Consider the following 19,143-nt stretch of genomic DNA (forward strand, 5'->3'; position numbering starts at 1 on the left):
CATGGTGTTGCCGTCATCTTTTCACTTGTCAAAGCCGGATGCGTGCCGCTCGGCGAGTCCGATGAGGGTACGTGTGATGGCGCCCGTGCCGCCCTTGGGGGTGTAGCCGTGCGCCTCGCCCTTGTTGAAGCTGGGGCCGGCCATGTCGATGTGCGCCCAGCGCTGCCCGTCGGGCACGAACTCCTTGAGGAAGATCCCCGCGGCCAGCATGCTGCCCCAGCGCTCCGGCTGGAGGTTGGCGATGTCGGCGACGGGGGAGTCGAGGCCCTTGCGCAGTTCCTCGGGCAGCGGCATGCCCCAGGCGCCCTCGCCCACCGAGCCGGCCACCTCGACGACCAGCTCGCGCACCTCGTCGTCGTTGGCCATGACGCCGGCGGTGCGCCAGCCGAGCGCGACGATCTGCGCGCCGGTCAGCGTGGCCACGTCGACGATCAGGTCGGGGCGGTCCTCGGCGGCGCGGGCGATGCCGTCCATAAGGACCAGGCGGCCCTCGGCGTCGGTGTCGAGCACCTCGACGGTCTTGCCGCTGTAGCTGTGCAGCACGTCGGAGGGACGCTGCGCGGTGCCGCTGGGCATGTTCTCGGCCAGGCAGAGGTAGCCGTCGACGTTGACCTTCAGGCCGAGCCTGGCGATGGCGAGGAGCGCGCCGAAAACGGCACCCGCGCCGCCCATGTCGGACTTCATCCAGTCCATCGAGGCGGACGGCTTCAGCGACAGGCCGCCCGAGTCGAAGGTGATGCCCTTGCCCACGAACGCCAGGCTCTTGCCCGCCTCGGGGTGGGTGTAGGAGAGGCGGACCAGGCGCGGCGGGTTGACCGAGCCCTGGCCGACGCCGACGATGCCGCCGTAGCCGCCGTCCTTGAGCTGCTTCTCATCGAGCACCTCGACGGACAGCCCGGCCTCGGCGCCGGTCTGCTCGGCGATCTCGGCGAACCGGGCCGGCCACAGGTCCGACGGCGGGGCGTTGACCAGGTCGCGGACCAGCGTGACCGCCTCGGCGAGCACGGCGGCGCGGCCGGTCGTGTCGTCGGCGCCGCTCAGCACGGTCAGCTCGGCGACGGGCTGCTTCTGCTCGCCGTCGGTGCGGAACTTGGTGTAGGCGTAGGCGCCCAGCAGGCCGCCGAGGGCGACCGCCTCGACCTCCTCGCCGGAGGCGGCGGGCAGGGCCAGCGCGGCGCGGGCCGTACCGGCCAGGGAGCGGGTCGCGGCGCCGGCGGCGCGGCGCAGGTCCTCGAGGTCGGTGCTGTCGCCCAGGCCCACGGCGACCAGCAGCGGCGCGGTGATGGCGCCGAAGGCGGGGATCTTGGCGAGCTCGCCCGGCCGGCCGGTGAAGCCGACGGCGGCCAGTGAGGCGCCCAGCTTCCCGCCGAACGCCTCCTCCAGGTTCGCGCCCGCGGCGGGGCGGGGGCCCTCGGGTCCGGAGTGGAAACCGACGACCAGCGCGTCGGTGTCGAAGGAGACGGGGTCTGCTGAGTTCAGCCGCACAGTGGTCACGTAAACCGATGCTATCCAGCCTTTGAGACTATTCATAAACAGGGGTTCATCCCATCTATGGCACGCCCCGATGGAGCTAATGGGAGTAGCACCATGAGATGAATGGTGCTACTGTCGCTAGCATCATGCTGCTCACTCTGGACCTCAACGACCCCAGGCCCCTGCACGACCAGGTGGCCGGGGCGATCCGTCGCGCGATCGGCGAGGGATCCTTCTCACCGGGTGAGCGGCTGCCGCCTGCCCGCGACCTCGCCGACGCGCTCGGCATCAACGCCAACACGGTCCTGCGCGCTCTGCGGGACCTGCGCGACGAGGGGTTGCTGGAGTTCAGGCGCGGCCGGGGGGTCAGCGTCACCGGCCGTTCCGACGGCCGCGCGCTGATCGTCCAGCGGGCGCGTGAACTGCTGGAGGAGGCGCAGAAGTACGGCTACCGCCGCGACGACCTCATCACCATCCTGAAGGAGTTGCCATGACCTCCCGGACCCGAGCGCTGTACGGCGGCGCCCTGTGGGGCCTGCTCGTGATCGCCGCCCTCGTGGCCGTCCCCCTCCTGCTGCGCGACCGGCTACCCGACCTGCTGGCCACACACTGGAGCGGCGACCTGCCCGACGGCCACATGACGTTCACCGGCAGCCTGGTCTCGGCGCTCGGCATGTGGGCGGTGGCCTGGCTGATCCTGCTCGGCGTCGCCCTGCAGGGGCAGGCTTTCGAGCGCAGGCTCAGCCGGACGTACTGGTGGGGCTTCCTGGGCGGGTTCGGCGTCTTCGCGCTGGGCATGGAGCTGACGACCGTCCAGGCCAACCTGGACGCGGCCTCGTGGACGGACGCGCGGCTGAGCGGCTGGAGCGTGCTGGCGGTGTTCGCCGCGGCGATCGCGGCAGGCGTCGCCGCGGGCTTCCTCGGCCGGGGCGCCGCCGACCAGCGCCCGGTGGAGGGCGAGGAGCCGCCGCGACTGCGGCTGCGCGCGGGCCAGCGGTCGGTGTGGGTCAGCCGGCTCAGCAACCCGTGGCTGCTCGCGCTGGCGGTGGTGCCGTTCGTGGCCCTGCTCGGCTTCGGCGCGCTCTCCCTGACCGGCCTGGTGGAGTACGGCGTCGCCGGATTCGTCCTGCCCGTGCTGCTCCTCGCCGTGCTGGCCGGGCTGACCACCTCCTCGCTCACCGCGCGGATCACCGAGCACGGGCTGGCGATCGGGTTCGGCCCGTTCGGCTGGCCGGTCCGGCGGATCGGGCTCTCCAAGATCGAAAAGGCCTGGGCGGAGGACCGCTTCCCCAGCCAGGTCGGCGGCTGGGGCCTGCGCGGCCTGCCCGGCAGCGCGGCCATCATGCTGCGCGGCGGCGAGTGCCTCGTCATCCGTTACCGCTCGGGCGGGCAGCTCGTGGTCAGCGTCGACGACGCCGGTCGCGGAGCCTCGCTGCTCAACGCCCTCATCCAGGAGAGGGCCGCCTGATGCGACTCTTCCTGATCGTCGCCTTCGGGCTGTCCTGGCTGGTCGCCCTGCCCCTCTGGCTGGGCGATGGGCTCGCCTCCCCGGCGATGCCGCTGATCGGCCTGGCCATGATGTACACCCCGACGCTCGGCGTCCTCGCCGTCTGGCTGCGCGAGCGCACACCCGCCCGCCGCTGGGCCCGGGAGACCGGCCTGACGCTCGGCGAGCGCAGGGGCCGCACGATCGGCCTGATCGCGGCGGGCTGGTTCGGCCCCTCGCTGATCGGCTTGGCGGCCGTCGCGCTGAGCGTCGCGGTGGGCGTGCTCAAGGTGGACCTGGGCGGGTTCAGCCTGTTCAGGGCCATGCTCGGCTCGGCGCCCGTCGACCCCGCCGTCCTCGCCGTGTCCCAGACGGTCAGCGCCGCCCTGATCGTGCCGCTGATCAACTCGCTGGCCGCCTTCGGCGAGGAGTGGGGCTGGCGCGGCTGGCTGCTGCCCCGGCTCGTCGCCTCCCGCGGCGTGCTGGGCGGGCTGCTGCTGTCCGGCGTGATCTGGGGCCTCTGGCACGCGCCGCTGACCCTGCTCGGCTACAACTACCCGTCCCTCGGCCCGTGGGCGGCGCTGTACTTCGTCGGCTTCTGCGTGCTGAGCGGCATCCTGCTCGGCTGGCTGCGGCTGAAGTCGGGCAGCGTCTGGCCGGCCGTGATCGGCCACGGCGCGATCAACGCGGTGGGCCCGCTCATCCTGGTGTACGGCGACGCCTCCGCCCCGCCCAACCTGACCCTCGCCGGCCTGACCGGCCTCGCGGGCTGGGCGCTGCTCGCCGCCCTGTCCGTCCTCGTCCTCAAACTCTGGCCGGTACGGCAGGCACAGCCGGTCAGCTGAGCAGCGCGTACACCACCAGGGCGGTGGCGGTCGCCGTCTCGGTCAGGGCGCCGAGCACGTCGCCCGTGACACCGTCCAGCCGCCGCCGGGCGTGCCGGAGCAGTGCGGCCGCCGCGCCGAGCCCGGCCAGCAGGGCGACGGGCGGCAGCAGCGCCTGGGGGGCCGCGGTGACGGCGCTCCAGGCCAGGCCGAGGGCGGACACGGCGATCAGGGTGAGGAGCGTCGCCAGGGCGGCGGCGCCTCGCCGTACCGTGCCCGCGACCATCGCGCCGAGGCCACCCGGCCGGGCGGCGGGGACGCCCGCCGTGCACGCCCAGGTCAGGGCCAGCCGGCCGGTCACGCAGGCGGTCACCAGCGCCGCCGGGCCCGTCTCGGCCAGCGCCGCCGCCTGGACGAGCAGCGTGACCACCAGGGTGACCACTCCGAACGGCCCGATATCCGACTTCTTCATGATGTCGAGGGCCTGCGGGGCGGGTTTGCCGCTGCCCAGGCCGTCCGCGAGGTCGGCCAGGCCGTCCAGGTGCAGGCCGCGGGTCAGCAGCGCGAGCAGGCCGAGCGCGAGCGCCGACCCGAGCAGCGGCGACCCGGAGGCGAGCAGCAGCGGCAGGCAGGCGACGGCCCCGAGCAGCGCGCCCACGGCCGGGGCGAGGACCATCGCGTACCCGGCCACCTCGCGATCCACCCGGTCCACCCGCACCGGGAACACGCTCAGCGTGCCCACCGCGAACCTCAGTCCCGCATGCCAAGACGCCACGTCCGATGATCCTAGGTCCCGGCTAAGGTGGCCCGATGCACGCTGTTGAACTGGAAGGCGTCGGCGTCCGGGTGGCCGGCAAGACCTTGCTCGACGCCATCGACTGGCAGGTGGGGCACGGCACGCACTGGGTGATCCTCGGCCCCAACGGCGCCGGCAAGACCACGCTGCTGTCGCTGGCTGCGGCCGTACGGCATCCCACGCACGGAGCCGTGACCGTGCTCGGCAGCCGGCTGGGCCGCGTCGACCTGCGCGACCTGCGCCGCGGCATCGGCCTGGTCGCCGCCAGCCAGCGCCTCGTGGACGAGGCCCTCCTCGAGGAGGAGGCCGCCACCGCGCACACCGTGGTGCTGACCGGCCACACCGGCACCAGCGCCCCCCTCTGGGACAGGTACGGCCCCGCGGAGCACGAACGCGCCCACCGCCTGCTGGCCGACCTGGGCTGCAAGGACCTCGCCGACCGGCTCTTCGCGGTCTGCTCCCAGGGGGAGCGCGCCCGGATCAGAGTCGCCCGCTCGCTGATGGCCGACCCCGCGATCCTGCTGCTGGACGAGCCGTTCGCCGGTCTCGACCTGCCCGCCCGCGAAGACCTCATCACCGCCGTCGAGGACCTCGCCGCCACCCGCCCCGACCTGACCACGGTGACGGTCACCCACCACCTGGAGGAGGTCCCGGCCACCACCACCCACGCCCTGCTGATGCGCGACAGCCGCATCGTGGGCGCGGGCCCGGTGACGGACGTCCTCACCGCCGAAGCCCTCTCCGCCTGCTTCGGCCGCCCCCTCCAGATCGACCGCCTGGACGGCCGCTGGTCCGCCAGGGCCGTCCGCGCCTGACCGCCGTCCTATTGCAAGGGGAGCAGGCGGCCCGCGACGACCAGGGTCACGTCCTCCGACTCGGCCGCCAGGCGCTGGTTGAGGCTGCCCAGGGTGTCCCGGTAGGCGCGGATGCCGGAGGTGGCCGGGATGACGCCGAGGCCCACCTCGTCGGAGACGGCGACGACCCGCTGAGGGGTACGGCGCCAGGCGGCGACCAGGTCCTCGCAGCGCCGGGCCACCGCCTCGCGGTTGGCCGGGTCCTCCCAGGCGTCGCACTCGTCGAACATCGCCGCCACCCAGGTGCCCAGCCCGTCCACCAGCAGCGGTGTCCGCGCCAGCTCGATGGTCTCGGCGAGCGCGGTGGTCTCCACGGTCGCCCAGTGCGCGGGCCGCCGCCGCCGATGGGCGTCCACCCGCGTCGCCCACTCACCGTCGCCCCGCCCCTTCGGTCCGGTCGCGACATAGGTGACGTACGGCTCGGCGGCCAGCCGCAGCTCGGCCTCCGCCGACTTCCCCGACCGCGACCCGCCCAGCAACAGCGTCCGCCTGGCCCGCTCCCGAGGCACCGGCGCCTCCGCACTGTCGATCGCGGCCCCGTCGGGTACGGCCCGCGCCCCCCACAGCGCCATCCTCCGCGCCAGCTCGGCCGCCGACCGAACACGGTGATCGATCCCGACGGCGACGACATGGGTGCGCTCATCCACCACCCCACGCCGCCGCAGCACCCCCAGCCGCTCAGGCGACCCCAGCAGGTCCAGCAACACGACCTCGTAGCTCCCGCCCCGCTGCTCGTCGCCTGACGATTCAGCGCTTGACGATTCGGCGTCCGGCGGAGAGGCCGAAGCCGCGTCCGTGGTGGCCTGGAATGAGGGGCCATCGGTGGTCGAGGGAGGGATGTACAGGAGGCGAGAGCCGTCGGGTGTGGTGAGGGCGATGCCGTCGGCGGTCGTGGCGAGGCGATAGCCCGGAGGCAGGCGAGCCGTCTCCCCTTCTCGCCAGGCCGTCGTACCACCTTTGCCGCCGACGCTCCCGATCGCCGCGTCACCTGCGGCGGGCGGGAGCCGTACCGTGTCGTCGATCAGGACGGCGGTGGGGTGGCGGTGGCCGGGAGGCGGGGTGGCGCACGAGGCGCAGGCGCAGGCCGGGGCAGGCCAGCCGTCGGGGCCGGCGGTGCCGATGAAGCGGATCCTCACCCGCCAACTCTGGCACGTCTCCTCGTCGCCACCACCGCCCCGCCCCCCAGCAGGACCAGCGCCCCGGCCCCGGCGGCGATCCAGCCGAGGGGCAGGCCGCCGGCCCCTGAGGCTTCGGCGGAGGCGGCCACGGGGGTGCCGCCCTTCTCCCGGGCGGGGTAGTCGTTGACCGCCAGCACGACGCCCTGGGCGTCTACGCGGGCCGCGGCGGCCGACGCGAGGAGTTGGGTGCCGGTGGCGTTCTCGGCGCCGATCACGCAGGTGCTGAGCGGGGCGGGCGGCTGGTCGCCGGTGTAGGCGTCGGTGTCGCCGTCGCCGAAGTCGACCACCATGGCCACCCGCTTGTGACCCGAGGACGCCGCCTGCTTGCCGCACACCTGCTCGAAGGCGGGCAGTTCACCGGCGGGCGACTCGGCCGCCGCGCCGTCGGGGGAGGCGGAGAACCGCCAGCCGAGCACGGCGCCGTCGGGGGCGGGGGTGCCCGGCGATCCGGCCAGCCAGGCGGTGCCGTCGCTCTGCCAGAAGCTCCACACGCGCGGGGCGTTCGGGTCCGGCGCACCGGGAACGGGGTCGCCCGGCGCCACCGCGGGGTCGGCCGACACAGAGGTGGCGGCCAGGACGGGAGTGGCCAGGGCGGGGGTGGTCAGGGTGAGGCTCGTCGCGAGTGTGAACCCGCAGGCGGCCACGCCACGGAAGGCGCGCAGCATCGATCGACCTCCATGCTCGGGGGTAGGGTTCCTTTGCCGTCGGAGGGTGCGTCGGCGAACCCCTGCGGAAAAGGAGCGTATGGCATGACATGGCGGTGGCGTTATGAAAACGCGAATGGTGCCGAGGTAACCGATCGCCCATTGCCGCGAGAGGTTTTTCCGAGCCAGGCGGACGCCGAGTCCTGGCTCGGCGAGAACTGGCGTGAGCTGCTGGAATCCGGGGTCGAGCAGGTCACGCTTCTCGAAGAGGACCGAGTGGAATACGCGAGAATGTCGCTGCGCTCCGAGTGAAAGAAAAAACCCCTTGAGTTTCTCTGTGAAAAGAGAGACTCAAGGGGTTTCATAGAAAAACGCTATGGCCGCTTCTTCGGGCTCTCCGTCTTGGCGGGGTCGCGCTCCACCACGGGACCGAGGACGTCGTCGATGCGCTTGAGCACGTCGGCGCCGAGCTTCACCCCGGCCGCCTTGACGTTGTCGCGCACCTGCTCGGGCCTGGAGGCGCCGATGATGGCGCTGGAGACGTTCGGGTTCTGCAGCACCCAGGCGACCGCGAGCTGCGCCATGGTCAGCCCCAGGTCGGCCGCGATCGGCTTGAGGTCCTGCACCCTGGTGAGCACGTCGTTGCCGAGCATCCTGGAGATGAAAGCGCCGCCACTCGGGTCGGTGGCGCGCGATCCGGCGGGCGCCGGCTGGCCGGGCAGGTACTTCCCGGTCAGGACGCCCTGGGCGATGGGCGACCAGACGATCTGCCCGATGCCCTCCTTCTCGCTGAGCGGCACCACCTCCGACTCGATGACCCGCCACAGCATCGAGTACTGCGGCTGGTTCGACACGATGCGGTCGAAGCCCATCTGGTCGGCGATGTCGAGCGCCCTGGCGATCTGGTCGGCGTTCCACTCGCTCACGCCGACGTAGAGGACCTTGCCCTGCCGTACCAGGTCGTCGAAGGTCTTGAGGGTCTCCTCGAGCGGCGTCTCGTTGTCGAAGCGGTGCGCCTGGTACAGGTCGACGTAGTCGGTCTGCAGGCGGCGCAGGGATCCGTGGATCGACTCGGTGATGTGCTTGCGGGACAGCCCGCGGTCGTTCTGGCCCGGACCGGTCGGCCAGTAGACCTTGGTGAAGATCTCCAGCGACTCGCGCCTGACCCCCTTCAGCGCCCGGCCGAGGACCTCCTCCGCCTTGGTGCCCGCGTATACGTCGGCGGTGTCGAAGGTGGTGATCCCCTCTTCGAGGGCCGCCTTCACGCATGCGTTGGCGGCGTCCTCCTCCACCTGCGAACCGTGAGTGATCCAGTTGCCGTAGCTGATCTCGCTGACCATGAGGCCGCTACGGCCGAGGTGACGGAATTCCATGCATCCGACACTATCGGCCCCGGCAAATGATCTGTTTCGAGGTAGTGTGCCCGACGTGTTGAAGCTTGTACGGCTGGCGCTGACCGCGGTGACGCTGGCGGCGATCGCGCTGCGCCTGTGGCGTACCCCGCCCGTGGCGGAGGAGCCCGCGCGGGAGCCCCACCCGATCCTCGGCCGCCCCACCGCCTCTGACCTGGCCCGTTACGCCCCGCGCCCGCCGGGGACGCGGCGGTTCGCGAAGGGCGTGGCGGCGGGGTTCACCGCGGGCCTGCTCGTCGCCGGCGTGGGCGCGGTGGCGGTGGCCGGCGCGATGCCGTCCACCCCGGACACCGGCGGCCCCGCGACCAGAGCGGTGGCGCGGGCTACGGAGACGCCCGCGCCCGCCCCTTCGGCGACGAGGACGGCGATGGAGGCGGCGACGGCGAGCGTCCGCCCGTGCGTGCGCCCGGCCCCCGGCGCGCGCGTCCTGGTACGGCCTGTCGACCTGAAGGTGAAGCGCGCCGTCGACCGCCAGTGGCGCCTCATCGAGACCTGGCTCAAGCGCAACGCCCCCAAGACCCACGCCGCCCTGCGCGCCCCGGCCCGAGCCCGGACGATCGCCGTCGCCGAGGCGCAGACGGGCCTGCGCTTCCCCGACGACCTGCGCGCCTCACTGCTGCGGCACGACGGCACGAGCGGAGCGGGCGCCTTCGCCTTCCTGGACGCCCGCGCGCAGAGCGTGCGCGAGATCCGCGACGAGTGGCGCCTGCAGTGCGACCTCGACCTCGGCTGGGAGGGCAGCGCCGTGCCGTTCGCGACCGGCGGCGGCGAGGACTTCACCGACCTCATGGTGGTGGACGCCAAGGACGGCGACGTCGGCTACTTCGACGGCCAGGGCGAGGGCCTGATGTACGGCTACACGCCGAGTTGGCCGTCCTACTACGCGCTGCTCAAGGACACGGCCACCGCTCTGCGCACGGGCGGGGAACTGGGCGGCCACACCGCCGCGGTGGCCGACGGCGCGCTCACCTGGAAACTCAGCCGCACGGGTCCATGATGACCGAGAAGCCCTTCAGCAACCCGACCGTGCCCAGCGCTAGCGCGAACGCCATCACCACCAGCGTCGGGCCCTTGCGCGCCGGAGCCTGGTAGCGGATCAGGCCGGTGGCGGCATCCCATCCTGCCGCCAGGCCCACAATCACGGCCAGCCCGCCGAGGCCGATGCCGCCCAGGTCGGTGTTACTGCACGAGACGACCTGACCGTTGACAGAGCTGCTCTCGTAGAGGTCGAGACGGAGCACAAGGGAGAGCAGCCCCAGGACCAGCGCGCCCCAGGACTTGGACGACGCCACGCGAAGATTCATGGCAAAGATCTAGTAATGACCGCTTGCCGGACGCTTGCAGACCGCTGGGCGGCTACTTCTTCTGCGGCGCGGGCTTGCCACCGGGCAGGAACTGCGGCGGCGGGAAGCGCAGCTTGCGGATCTGCAGCGCCCGCATCGCCGCGTAGAAGCCGATGCCCTTCATGCTCTCGTTCGGGAACTTCTCCGCGGCAAGTCGCTTGACCTTCCACGACACCCAGACCGAGGTGAACAGCACGCCGACCATCATCACCGGCCAGCCGATGGTGATCACGCCGAAGTAGATGTAGTTGCGCACCTCGATCGGGAACGGAATCCAGGTGAGCAGCAGGATCACCAGCGAGAACGGCAGGAAGTACTGGCTGACCACGCGGCGCGAGTCGACCCAGTCGCGGGCGAACTTCCGCACCGGGCCGCGGTCACGTACGGGGAAGTACTTCTCCTCGCCGCGCAGCATGCCCTCGCGGGCCCTGGCGCGTTCGGCGGCCTGCCGCGTCTTCATCTGCTGGTAGGCCTCTTTGCGGTTGCCGGGCGCGGTGACCGGCTGGCGCCGGCGCCCCTCGGCGTCCCGGCGCTTGGGAGTGGGACGACCCTTGCCCTGGGGCTTAGGATCGTCAGCGGGGACGGGGGTGTCGTCCACGGAGGTCTGGGAACGGCGTCGCAACACGTCATCAACCCTACCTGGAAGGCAACTTAGTGACGCCCCCGTGCGTTATGCGTAGGGTAATCCCAAGGCGGCTGCGCTGCACTGGGTGACCACAGCACGACCTAAGAAGGGGACGGCCGACGCGCATGAGCGTGATGAAGAGACTTTCAATGATCTTCAAGTCCAAGGCCAACAAGGCCCTGGACAAGATGGAGGATCCGCGCGAGACGCTGGACTACTCGTACCAGCGCCAGCTCGAGCTTTTGCAGAAGGTGCGGCGAGGGGTGGCCGACGTCGCCACGTCGCGCAAGCGGGTGGAGTTGCAGATCAACCAGATCGAGCAGCAGTCCAGCCGGCTTGAGGACCAGGGCCGCAAGGCGCTGTCGGTGGGCCGGGAGGACCTGGCCCGCGAGGCGCTGTCGCGCCGGTCCGGTCTGCAGACTCAGATCGCCGACCTCCGGATCCAGCATGACAATCTGCAGGCCGAGGAGGAGAAGCTCACCACAGCCTCGCAGCGGCTGCAGGCCAAGGTCGACTCCTTCCGCCACAAGAAGGAGACCATCAAGGCGACCTACACCGCGGCCGAGGCGCAGACGCGCATCAACGAGGCCTTCTCCGGCATCTCCGAGGAGATGGGCGACGTGGGTCTGGCGATCCAGCGCGCCGAGGACAAGACCGCGCAGATGCAGGCGCGTGCCGGAGCCATCGACGAACTGCTGGCCAGCGGCGCGCTCGACGACTACAGCGGTAGCCGTACCGACGACATCCAGGCCGAGCTCGACCGCATGGGCGGTGGCACGGACGTGGAGCTGGAGCTGGCCAGGATGAAGGCCGAGCTCGGGCAGGGACCCGCCCCCAAGAGTGCCATCGAGCAGGGGACGCCGCAGGCGCAGCCCCAGCCGAAGACGCAGCAGGTGCCGCACCAGGGGGAGGGCGCATGATCGTCCGCATCATGGGGGAGGGGCAGGTCCAGATCGCCGACGGGGATCTCGACGTGCTGAACGCCCTCGACACGGAGCTCGAGTCGGCGATCAACGCCGGCGACGAGCAGGTCTTCCGCGCCAAGCTCCACGCTCTGCTGGACAAGGTGCGGCAGGTCGGCAAGGCACTCCCCGACGAGAGCCTGGAGCCGTCCGAGCTGATCCTTCCCCCCGCGGACGCCTCGATCGAGGAAGTCCGGGAGATGCTGGGCGACTCGGGGCTCATCCCGGGTTAGCCGTGAGCACGCGGTTCGCGTCCGACCACGGCCTGACCCGCCGCATGGTCGTGACGATGTTCCTGCTCGGGCTGCTTTATGTCGTGTTCGTCGGCGTCCTCATCGCCCTGGGCGTGGGGGCGCTCACCGTGCTGTTGCTCGCCGGGGGCATGCTCCTCGTGCAGTACTTCCTGTCCGACCGGATCGCGCTGTACGCGATGCACGGGCGGGAGGTCTCCTCGCAGGAGGCCCCCGAGCTGCACGCCATGATCGACCGGCTGTGCGCGATGGCGGACATGCCGAAGCCGCGAGTCGCGATCGCCGACTCGGACGTGCCGAACGCCTTCGCGACCGGCCGTAACCAGCGCCACTCGGTCGTCTGCGTGACGACGGGTCTGCTGCGCCGCCTGGAACCTCAGGAGCTGGAGGGCGTGCTGGCGCATGAGTTGTCGCACGTCGCCCACCGTGACGTGGCGGTGATGACCATCGCCTCGTTCCTGGGCATCGTGGCGGGGCTGATGACCAGGTTCGCGCTCTACGCCGGGTTCGGCCGCAGCCGCGACAACCAGGGCGGGCTGCCCGTCGGCCTGATCATCATGCTGGTGTCGATCCTCGTCTACGCCGTCAGCTTCGTGCTCACCCGCGCGCTGTCGCGCTACCGGGAGCTGGCCGCCGACCGGGCGGGGGCGCTGCTGACCCAGCGGCCGTCCGCCCTCGCCAGCGCGCTGACCAAGGTGACCGGCGAGATGGCCAGGATCCCGTCCAGGGACCTGCGCGAGGCCGAGCCGTTCAACGCCTTCTACTTCACTCCCGCGCTGGCCAAGGGCGGGGGCGGGCTGGCCTCGCTGTTCGCCACGCACCCGCCGCTGAGCCGCCGCCTTGAGCAGCTCGGGCGCATCTCCGCCGAACTCGGAAGGGGCTGACGAGGACATGAGCTGGATTGACGTGTTGCTCGGCCGTTCGAAGTCCGTCCCGCCCAACCTGGACGCGCTGTTCGCGTTGCCGTCCGCGGCGGTCACGCTGCAGGCGGCCACCGGGCTGGCGCCGACGGGCGTGGGCGCGGTCTGCTACCGGGCCGCCGAGGGCGGCGCGTTCGCCACCCTGGAAGCCGACGTCAAGGCGCTGCTGGGGGAACGCGTGGAGAGCCTGCGCGACGCCTACGGCTACTCGTGGCTGGTGGTCAGGCGCTCCTCCGACGCTCTCAGCGACCTGGTCACCGAGTTGCACGCGGTGAACTCCTCGCTGGAGGACGCGGGCTTCGGCCCGTCGCTGCTGTGCTCGGTGGCCGCCTTCGCCGACACCGAGGGCCGCCGCCTGGGCCTCGTCTACCTGTACAAGCGCGGTACCTTCTACCCCTTCGCCCCGGCCGGCGGCCAGCGCAGGGACAACGCCTTGGAACTGCAGGCGCGCGCCATGCTGGCCGGCGAGCTGCGGATGGAGGAGGACCTGGGCCGCTGGTTCCCCGTCTGGGGCGCCCCCGGACTCTGACTCCGGCGAGTGATCTAATGATCACGTGGAGCGAAAAGTCGCCGTGGCGGCGGCCTGGGCGTTCATCGCCTCGGCCGTGCTCTACAGCGCCTGGGTACCGGGCCAGTTCGCCACCCCGCGGGTGGACCGGGTCGAGGGCTACCTGAACGAGCTGGCCGCCAGGGACCAGCCGTGGTCGCCGCTGTACCGGCTGACCGCCGTCGGCGCGGGCCTGGCCTGCCTGCTCGGCACCGGCCTGGTCGCGCGGCTGCCCAGAGAGTGGCTCGGCTGGCTGGGCCTGGCCGTCCTCGCGCTCGGCACCATCGCCGGGGGAGTCTTCCCGCTCGACTGCGCCGCGCTCAGCGACCCCGCCTGTGAAGGGGGGCCGCTGTCGTTCTCGCACTACGCGCACACGGTCGTCAGCACCGTCGCGATGCTCGGCGGGCTCGTCTCCATGGTGGTGCTGAGCCTGCTCAGGCGCGCGGTCGTGGCCTGGGCCGTCACCTGCCTCGCCCTGCTGGCCACCGCCTTCACCATGGCCGCCGTCACCGCGGGGCACCTGGCCGGCCTGGCCCAGCGCGCGCAGGCCGCGGTGATCGTCATCTGGCTGCTGTACCTGGCCGTCAGCCTCGTCTTCACCGCCGTCCCCGCGCTCGCCACCGGCCCGCCGCACGTGGTCGCCGAGGGCGCGGGCCCCGCCGTCCTGGTCAGCTCGGGCCCGGCCGGAGCCTGGTTCCACTGGGACGCGGTCGCCGCCGGGCTGCGCCCGCGACACCGGGTGATCCGCTTCGACCGCCCCGGCCTGGGCCGCAGCCCCGCCTCCCGAACCCCGCCCAGCCTGTACGGCGAAGCCGCCCGCCTCGCCGCCCTGGCCCCCGCCCACCCGGCCAGGGTCACCGTGGTCGCGCACTCGGTCGCGGCCTGGCACGCCGAGGCGTTCGCCAGGCTGCACCCGATGCGCGTGGCCGGGCTCGTCCTGGTCGATCCGAGCCGCCGCCGCAGAGGCGCGAGGCGGACCTCGGGCACCGGCAGGGCCGCGCTGCCGTGGCTGCCCGCGCTCGGCCAGACCTGGGGCGCGCACGCGCTTGCCCGCCTCGCCGGGCCCGCCGTACACCGCCTGGCCACCGGCGCCCCCGACCCGTACGGCGTCTGCGGCGACGGGAGGGTGGCCGCCGCGGTGGCCGCGGAGTGGCTCGCCCGCCGGGACATGGCGGCCGACCTGTGGGAAGTCAGGGACAGGCACGCGATGCCCGCCGTCCCCGTCACGGTGATCAGCGCGGGGGAGCGGGACCCCGGCCAGGAGGAACTGGCGCTGATGCTGGGCGGCAGGCTGGTGCGGCTGCCCGGCTGCGGGCCCGAGATCGAGCTCGAACTGCCCGAGATCATCGTCGTGACCTGCGCGTCCGGCGGAGAGCGGCCGACCGGCTCACCGGCCCCCTGACCGGCGCGCCCGCGGCCGGGCCGCGCCGTTCCCGCTGGTACGTCCCGGGAAGACGTGACGCGCCGCGTGGAGACCCACCAGAATGGCGGGAAAGAAGCCATATATGGGGGTGTCGATGCCGGACCTCGTGGCCCTGCGGCCAGGAGATCCCGTGCGCGTGGGCGAGTACACGCTCAGCGCCCGACTCGGCGAGGGCGGGCAGGGAAGCGTCTACCTCGCGCAGACGGCCACCGGGCCGAGAGTCGCGCTCAAGCTGCTGCGCGCCGACCTGGTGGGGGACAAGGAGATCTCCGAGCGGTTCGTCCGCGAGGTGGCCGTCGCACGGCGGGTGGCGCCGTTCTGCACCGCCCAGGTGATCGACAGCGGGATCTACCAGCAGCGGCCGTACATCGTCAGCGAGTACATCGAAGGCCCCACGCTGGCCGACGTCGTGCGCTCGCAGGGGCCGCGCACCGGCGCCTCGCTGCACCGGCTGGCCATCGGTACGATCACCGCGCTGGTCGCCATCCACCAGGCGGGCATCGTGCACCGCGACTTCAAGCCGTCCAACGTGCTGCTGGCCTCCGACGGCCCACGCGTCATCGACTTCGGCATCGCCAGGGCGCTCGACCTGACCTCGACGCTCACCGCCTCCGCGATCGGCACACCGTCGTTCATGGCCCCCGAACAGCTCATCGAGGTACGGCCGGGGCCGCCCGCCGACATGTTCGCGTGGGCGTGCACCCTGCTGTACGCCGCCTCGGGGCAGGCGCCGTTCGGGACCGACAGCCTGCCCGCGGTGTTCAACCGGATCATGAACAAGGAGCCGGACACCGGCCCGGTCACCGACCCGGCGCTGCGGGAACTGGTGACCGAGTGCCTGGCCAAGGACCCGGCGCGGCGGCCGACGGCGGGAGAGGCGCTGCTGCGACTACTCGGGCACACCGGGGGAGCGACCCCCCAGGCGGTGGCCCACGGCGCCCCACCGGACCTGCTCGCCCGAGGCGTGGTCGTCGCCACCCCCTCCACCCCTTCCAGCGGCACTCACCCGGGAACCTCCCCTTCCGGCAATGCCCACCCGGGAACCTTCCCCTCCGGAGGCGCTCACCCGGGCACCTCCCTTTCCGGGGGCGCTCTCCCGGGGACACGCCCGCCTGCCCCGGCACCGACCGGTCAGCCTTTACCCAGCGGCCCCCAGTGGCCGAGCGGCCCCCACGCGGCCCCCAGTGGGCCCTATGGGCAGGGAGCCGGTTATGGGCAGGGGGCTGGGCCTTATGGGCCGCAGGGGCCCGCGGCGTACCCGCAGGCGCAGTATCCGACCGTGGGGTACCGCTCGATGGGATCGGCGCCCACGCGCGGGTCGGGGAGCGGCAGGCGCAAGACCGGGTGGGTGGTGCTCGCCTCGATCGTCGGCGTCGCGCTGGTCATCGCCGCGACCGTCGTCGCCGTCAAGATCGCCCAGAGCGGGACGACCCCCACCGCGTCGCCGACCGCCGACACCACCCCCACGACGTCGCGCACCTCCGCCACCCCCAGTCCGACCTCCCGCCGGGTGGCGCTGTCCGGCAGCTCGGTCACGCTGGAGGAACGCGCCGACGACCCGATCAAGCTGTCCTTCTACAGCGTCGACTACGGCAAGAAGGTGTACGTCAGGAAGACCGGCACCACCCGGTTCCCCCCCGACACCCGCCACTTCGAGTACGTCCTCAGCCCCGACGGCACCAAGGCCCTGGCCACGGACGTGACCTACACCACCGACAACTACGCCCAGATCTCCATCGTCGACCACGCCACCGGCGGCAAGCGCACCATCAAGCTCACAGCCGCCCCGATCTACCCCACCTCGCCCATGTGGTCCCCCGACGGCACCCGCGGCCTGGCCACGCTCTACAAGGCCCAGGGCGACAAGAGCATCGAGTACGGCTACGCCGTCATCGACGTCGCCGCGGGCACCGCCAAGGTCTTCCAGGTCAAGGACAAGGGCGCCGGCAAGTGGCACTTCTTCTGGAACGGCGACGGCCGCTCGGTGGCCACCTGGGTGGGCGAACGACTGCACTTCTACGACCTCGAAGGCCGCCCGCTGCGGACCCTCTCCGACGTCGGCGCCCCCGCCTGGGTGGAGAACGAGGTCGTCTCGCCGTCGGGCACGCTCTTCCTCGCGTACTGCACGAGCGCGGGCAGCGAGATCTGCCTGCGGCCCACCGACGACAGCGGACAGGGAGCGGTCCGGGTGCCGCTGGCCACCTCGCGGCTCATCGGCTGGTGGGGCGACGACCACGTGGTGGCCTGGCGCACCAGGACCGCGGGCGGGTACGAGGCGGTCGTGGTGGACTTCGCGGGGCAGGTCGTCCGCGTCCTGGCCACGGCGCCGAAGGCGACCGAGTTCGACAAGATGAACTTCCGCTTCACCCGGCAGCCGTGATGCGGATCGTGGCCATGATCTGGTCAAACGGCCGGAGCGCCGCGCCTTCCGGGGGGCGGCGGATGGTGACATGGCGCCTGGGAGGCACACATGGGTACAGATGAGCGGATCACGGTCACCGGCGAGGGGGCGGTGCCGGCCGTACCGGATCGGATGCGGTTGTCGGCGGGGGTGGAGGTGCGCCGGGCCGAGGCGGGGGAGGCGTTCACGGCGGTCAGGGCCGCCGCCGCGCGGCTGACCAGGGCGCTGGTCGAGGCGGGCGTCGCCGCCGAGGATCTGCGCACGAACGAGCTGTCACTCGGCCCCGAGTACGTCACCTACCCGAAGGTCGCCGGGTACCGGGCCGCGCAGGGGGTCGAGGCCGTGGTCCGCGCCCTCGACAGCGCCGACCGGGTGATCGACGCGGCGGTGGCGGTGGGCGAGGAGGTCAGGCTCAACGGGGTGACGTTCGAGGTGTCCGACCCGGCGGGCGCGCTGGCGCGGGCCAGGGAGCGGGCGTTCGCGGACGCGGCGGCCAAGGCCCGGCAGTACGCCGAGCTGGCCGGGCGCCCACTGGGTGGGGTCCTGTCGGTGAGCGACGAGGTGCCCGGCGGCCCGCAACCCGTCCTCCACGCCGCCGCGATGGAGGACGGGTCCTCGGTGAGCCCCGGCCGGCAGACCTTGTCGGTCAGCGTCCGGGTCGTCTACGCCCTCGGGTAGCCGGGGCTACGGGAGGGACAGCATGCGGTCGAGGGCCACCTTGGCCCAGTGGGTGGTGTCGGCGTCGACGGTGATCTGGTTGACGACCTCGCCCAGGACGAGCGACTCCAGCGCCCAGACCAGGTGCGGCAGGTCGATGCGGTTCATCGTGGAGCAGTAGCAGACGGTCTTGTCGAGGAACGAGACGCTCTTGTCGGGGAACATCTGGCCCAGCCGCTTGACCAGGTTGAGCTCGGTGCCGATGGCCCACTTGCTGCCGGCGGGGGCGGCTTCGAGCTTCTTGATGATGTACTCGGTCGAGCCCACGTAGTCGGCCTTGAGGACCACCTCGTGGCGGCACTCGGGGTGCACCAGGACGTTCACGCCGGGGATGCGCCGCCGTACGTCGTCGACGGCGTCGGCGGTGAAGCGGCCGTGCACCGAGCAGTGGCCCTTCCATAGGATCATCTTCGCGCCGTCGAGCTGCTCGCGGGTCAGCCCGCCGTTCGGGCGGTGCGGGTTCCAGACCACGCACTCCTCCAGGCTGATGCCCATCTCCAGCACCGCGGTGTTGCGGCCCAGGTGCTGGTCGGGCAGGAACAGGACCTTCTCCCCACGCTCGAACGCCCAGTCCAGCGCCCGCCTGGCATTGGACGAGGTGCACACCACCCCGCCGTTCCTGCCGCAGAAGGCCTTGATGTCGGCGCTGGAGTTCATGTACGTGACGGGAATCACCTTCTCGGCGAGTCCCGCGTCGGCGAGCGCGTCCCAGGTGTCCTCGACCTGGTCGAACGTCGCCATGTCAGCCATCGAGCAGCCGGCGGCGAGGTCGGGCAGCACCACCCGCTGCGCGTCACCGGTCAGGATGTCGGCCGACTCGGCCATGAAGTGCACGCCGCAGAACACGATGTACTCGGCCTCGGGCCTGGCGGCGGCCTGCTGCGCCAGCTTGAAGGAGTCGCCGGTGACGTCGGCGAACTGGATGACCTCGTCACGCTGGTAGTGGTGCCCGAGCACGAACAACCGGTCGCCGAGCGCGGCCTTCGCCTTGCGCGCGCGCTCCACCAGGCCCGGGTCAGAGGCTTCAGGCAGCTCTCCGGGACAGTCGACACCCTTCTCGCTGTGCGGATCGGTGCCCTGTCCCAGGACGAAGAGCGGCAGCCCAGTCTGGGTGGCCATGGCCGTACCCCCTTATCGTCGAACTGACGACTATGATGACACAGGGCTGGGCGCGATTTATTCCGGGGCATGGAATGTGTAACGCTCGCCTGGTGTTGGTAGCGTCTTAGAAGGACGTCAGAAACAGACAGCCGTGACAGTGCGGCTGATCCAGACGCGGGAGTCAGC

General features: G+C 72.0%; 21 protein-coding genes. 13 read left to right on the forward strand and 8 right to left on the reverse strand.

The window, feature by feature from the left end; translation table 11 throughout:
- Nucleotides 1–21 precede the first annotated feature (21 nt).
- Entirely contained in the window at nucleotides 22–1,530 is a 1,509-nt protein-coding gene (locus ABZ911_RS04220; protein ID WP_358051701.1) for a leucyl aminopeptidase, read from the reverse strand.
- Between the two features lie 89 nt (nucleotides 1,531–1,619).
- Here ABZ911_RS04220 and ABZ911_RS04225 point away from each other — a divergent pair, with 89 nt between their 5' ends.
- From ABZ911_RS04225 to ABZ911_RS04235, 3 genes are read left to right on the forward strand one after another with little or no spacing between them, the layout of a single operon-like run.
- Nucleotides 1,620–1,967 (forward strand): GntR family transcriptional regulator, encoded by a 348-nt coding sequence (locus ABZ911_RS04225; RefSeq protein WP_358051703.1) that lies wholly within the window; start codon nucleotides 1,620–1,622, stop codon nucleotides 1,965–1,967.
- Nucleotides 1,964–2,941 (forward strand): hypothetical protein, encoded by a 978-nt coding sequence (locus ABZ911_RS04230; protein ID WP_358051705.1) that lies wholly within the window; start codon nucleotides 1,964–1,966, stop codon nucleotides 2,939–2,941. The genes ABZ911_RS04225 and ABZ911_RS04230 overlap by 4 nt, the downstream gene beginning before the upstream one ends.
- Entirely contained in the window at nucleotides 2,941–3,804 is an 864-nt protein-coding gene (locus ABZ911_RS04235) for a CPBP family intramembrane glutamic endopeptidase (protein ID WP_358051707.1), read from the forward strand. Before ABZ911_RS04230 ends, ABZ911_RS04235 begins: the two co-directional genes overlap by 1 nt.
- Here the strand turns inward: ABZ911_RS04235 and ABZ911_RS04240 are convergent.
- A complete protein-coding gene (locus tag ABZ911_RS04240) occupies nucleotides 3,797–4,558 on the reverse strand; it encodes an adenosylcobinamide-GDP ribazoletransferase (protein WP_358051709.1) in 762 nt (253 codons plus the stop codon). The two genes, ABZ911_RS04235 and ABZ911_RS04240, sit on opposite strands and share 8 nt — an antisense overlap.
- A gap of 35 nt (nucleotides 4,559–4,593) precedes the next feature.
- Here ABZ911_RS04240 and ABZ911_RS04245 point away from each other — a divergent pair, with 35 nt between their 5' ends.
- On the forward strand, nucleotides 4,594–5,394 hold the full coding sequence (locus ABZ911_RS04245; protein ID WP_358051711.1) for an ATP-binding cassette domain-containing protein: 801 nt from the start codon (nucleotides 4,594–4,596) through the stop codon (nucleotides 5,392–5,394).
- An 8-nt stretch (nucleotides 5,395–5,402) separates the two neighbouring features.
- On the opposite strand, the gene ABZ911_RS04250 is transcribed toward ABZ911_RS04245, so the two are convergent.
- Together ABZ911_RS04250 and ABZ911_RS04255 are read right to left on the reverse strand one after the other, a co-directional pair.
- On the reverse strand, nucleotides 5,403–6,569 hold the full coding sequence (locus ABZ911_RS04250) for a bifunctional adenosylcobinamide kinase/adenosylcobinamide-phosphate guanylyltransferase (protein WP_358051712.1): 1,167 nt from the start codon (nucleotides 6,567–6,569) through the stop codon (nucleotides 5,403–5,405).
- Nucleotides 6,566–7,276, reverse strand: a complete 711-nt coding sequence (locus ABZ911_RS04255) for an SCO2322 family protein (protein WP_358051714.1) — start codon at nucleotides 7,274–7,276, stop codon at nucleotides 6,566–6,568. The genes ABZ911_RS04250 and ABZ911_RS04255 overlap by 4 nt, the downstream gene beginning before the upstream one ends.
- 84 nt (nucleotides 7,277–7,360) lie before the next feature.
- On the opposite strand from ABZ911_RS04255, the gene ABZ911_RS04260 reads away from it, so the two are divergent.
- Nucleotides 7,361–7,567, forward strand: a complete 207-nt coding sequence (locus ABZ911_RS04260) for a hypothetical protein (protein ID WP_358051716.1) — start codon at nucleotides 7,361–7,363, stop codon at nucleotides 7,565–7,567.
- 62 nt (nucleotides 7,568–7,629) lie between these two features.
- Here the strand turns inward: ABZ911_RS04260 and ABZ911_RS04265 are convergent, their stop codons facing one another.
- Nucleotides 7,630–8,628 carry an aldo/keto reductase family protein gene (locus tag ABZ911_RS04265; protein WP_358051718.1) on the reverse strand — a complete coding sequence of 333 codons (999 nt, stop codon included), beginning with the start codon at nucleotides 8,626–8,628 and terminating at the stop codon, nucleotides 7,630–7,632.
- 55 nt (nucleotides 8,629–8,683) lie between these two features.
- On the opposite strand from ABZ911_RS04265, the gene ABZ911_RS04270 reads away from it, so the two are divergent.
- Complete coding sequence (locus ABZ911_RS04270; RefSeq protein ID WP_358051720.1) at nucleotides 8,684–9,664, forward strand: SMI1/KNR4 family protein; 981 nt, start codon at nucleotides 8,684–8,686, stop codon at nucleotides 9,662–9,664.
- Here the strand turns inward: ABZ911_RS04270 and ABZ911_RS04275 are convergent.
- Nucleotides 9,645–9,971 (reverse strand): hypothetical protein, encoded by a 327-nt coding sequence (locus ABZ911_RS04275; RefSeq protein ID WP_358051722.1) that lies wholly within the window; start codon nucleotides 9,969–9,971, stop codon nucleotides 9,645–9,647. The genes ABZ911_RS04270 and ABZ911_RS04275 overlap by 20 nt on opposite strands.
- A gap of 52 nt (nucleotides 9,972–10,023) precedes the next feature.
- Nucleotides 10,024–10,635: a DUF3043 domain-containing protein gene (locus ABZ911_RS04280; RefSeq protein ID WP_358051724.1), complete on the reverse strand. Its 612-nt coding sequence runs from the start codon at nucleotides 10,633–10,635 to the stop codon at nucleotides 10,024–10,026.
- A gap of 125 nt (nucleotides 10,636–10,760) precedes the next feature.
- On the opposite strand from ABZ911_RS04280, the gene ABZ911_RS04285 reads away from it, so the two are divergent.
- From ABZ911_RS04285 to ABZ911_RS04315, 7 genes are all read left to right on the forward strand, one after another.
- A complete protein-coding gene (locus ABZ911_RS04285; RefSeq protein WP_358051726.1) occupies nucleotides 10,761–11,555 on the forward strand; it encodes a PspA/IM30 family protein in 795 nt (264 codons plus the stop codon).
- Nucleotides 11,552–11,830, forward strand: a complete 279-nt coding sequence (locus ABZ911_RS04290; RefSeq protein WP_358051728.1) for a hypothetical protein — start codon at nucleotides 11,552–11,554, stop codon at nucleotides 11,828–11,830. The genes ABZ911_RS04285 and ABZ911_RS04290 overlap by 4 nt, the downstream gene beginning before the upstream one ends.
- A gap of 2 nt (nucleotides 11,831–11,832) precedes the next feature.
- Nucleotides 11,833–12,732, forward strand: a complete 900-nt coding sequence (gene htpX / locus ABZ911_RS04295) for a zinc metalloprotease HtpX (RefSeq protein ID WP_358051730.1) — start codon at nucleotides 11,833–11,835, stop codon at nucleotides 12,730–12,732.
- A gap of 7 nt (nucleotides 12,733–12,739) precedes the next feature.
- Nucleotides 12,740–13,297 carry a hypothetical protein gene (locus tag ABZ911_RS04300; RefSeq protein WP_358051732.1) on the forward strand — a complete coding sequence of 186 codons (558 nt, stop codon included), beginning with the start codon at nucleotides 12,740–12,742 and terminating at the stop codon, nucleotides 13,295–13,297.
- A gap of 25 nt (nucleotides 13,298–13,322) precedes the next feature.
- Nucleotides 13,323–14,717 (forward strand): alpha/beta fold hydrolase, encoded by a 1,395-nt coding sequence (locus ABZ911_RS04305; protein ID WP_358051733.1) that lies wholly within the window; start codon nucleotides 13,323–13,325, stop codon nucleotides 14,715–14,717.
- A gap of 115 nt (nucleotides 14,718–14,832) precedes the next feature.
- On the forward strand, nucleotides 14,833–17,118 hold the full coding sequence (locus ABZ911_RS04310) for a protein kinase (protein ID WP_358051735.1): 2,286 nt from the start codon (nucleotides 14,833–14,835) through the stop codon (nucleotides 17,116–17,118).
- Nucleotides 17,119–17,208: 90 nt separating this feature from the next.
- Entirely contained in the window at nucleotides 17,209–17,817 is a 609-nt protein-coding gene (locus ABZ911_RS04315; RefSeq protein WP_358051737.1) for an SIMPL domain-containing protein, read from the forward strand.
- A gap of 6 nt (nucleotides 17,818–17,823) precedes the next feature.
- Here ABZ911_RS04315 and nadA read toward each other — a convergent pair whose 3' ends face one another.
- The gene (nadA, locus tag ABZ911_RS04320; RefSeq protein WP_358051739.1) at nucleotides 17,824–18,975 is read right to left on the reverse strand and encodes a quinolinate synthase NadA; all 1,152 of its coding nucleotides are present in this window, start codon (nucleotides 18,973–18,975) and stop codon (nucleotides 17,824–17,826) included.
- Nucleotides 18,976–19,143 lie beyond the last annotated feature (168 nt).

Origin of the sequence: Nonomuraea sp. NPDC046570 (assembly GCF_040645915.1) — a bacterium.
Lineage (GTDB): Bacteria > Actinomycetota > Actinomycetes > Streptosporangiales > Streptosporangiaceae > Nonomuraea.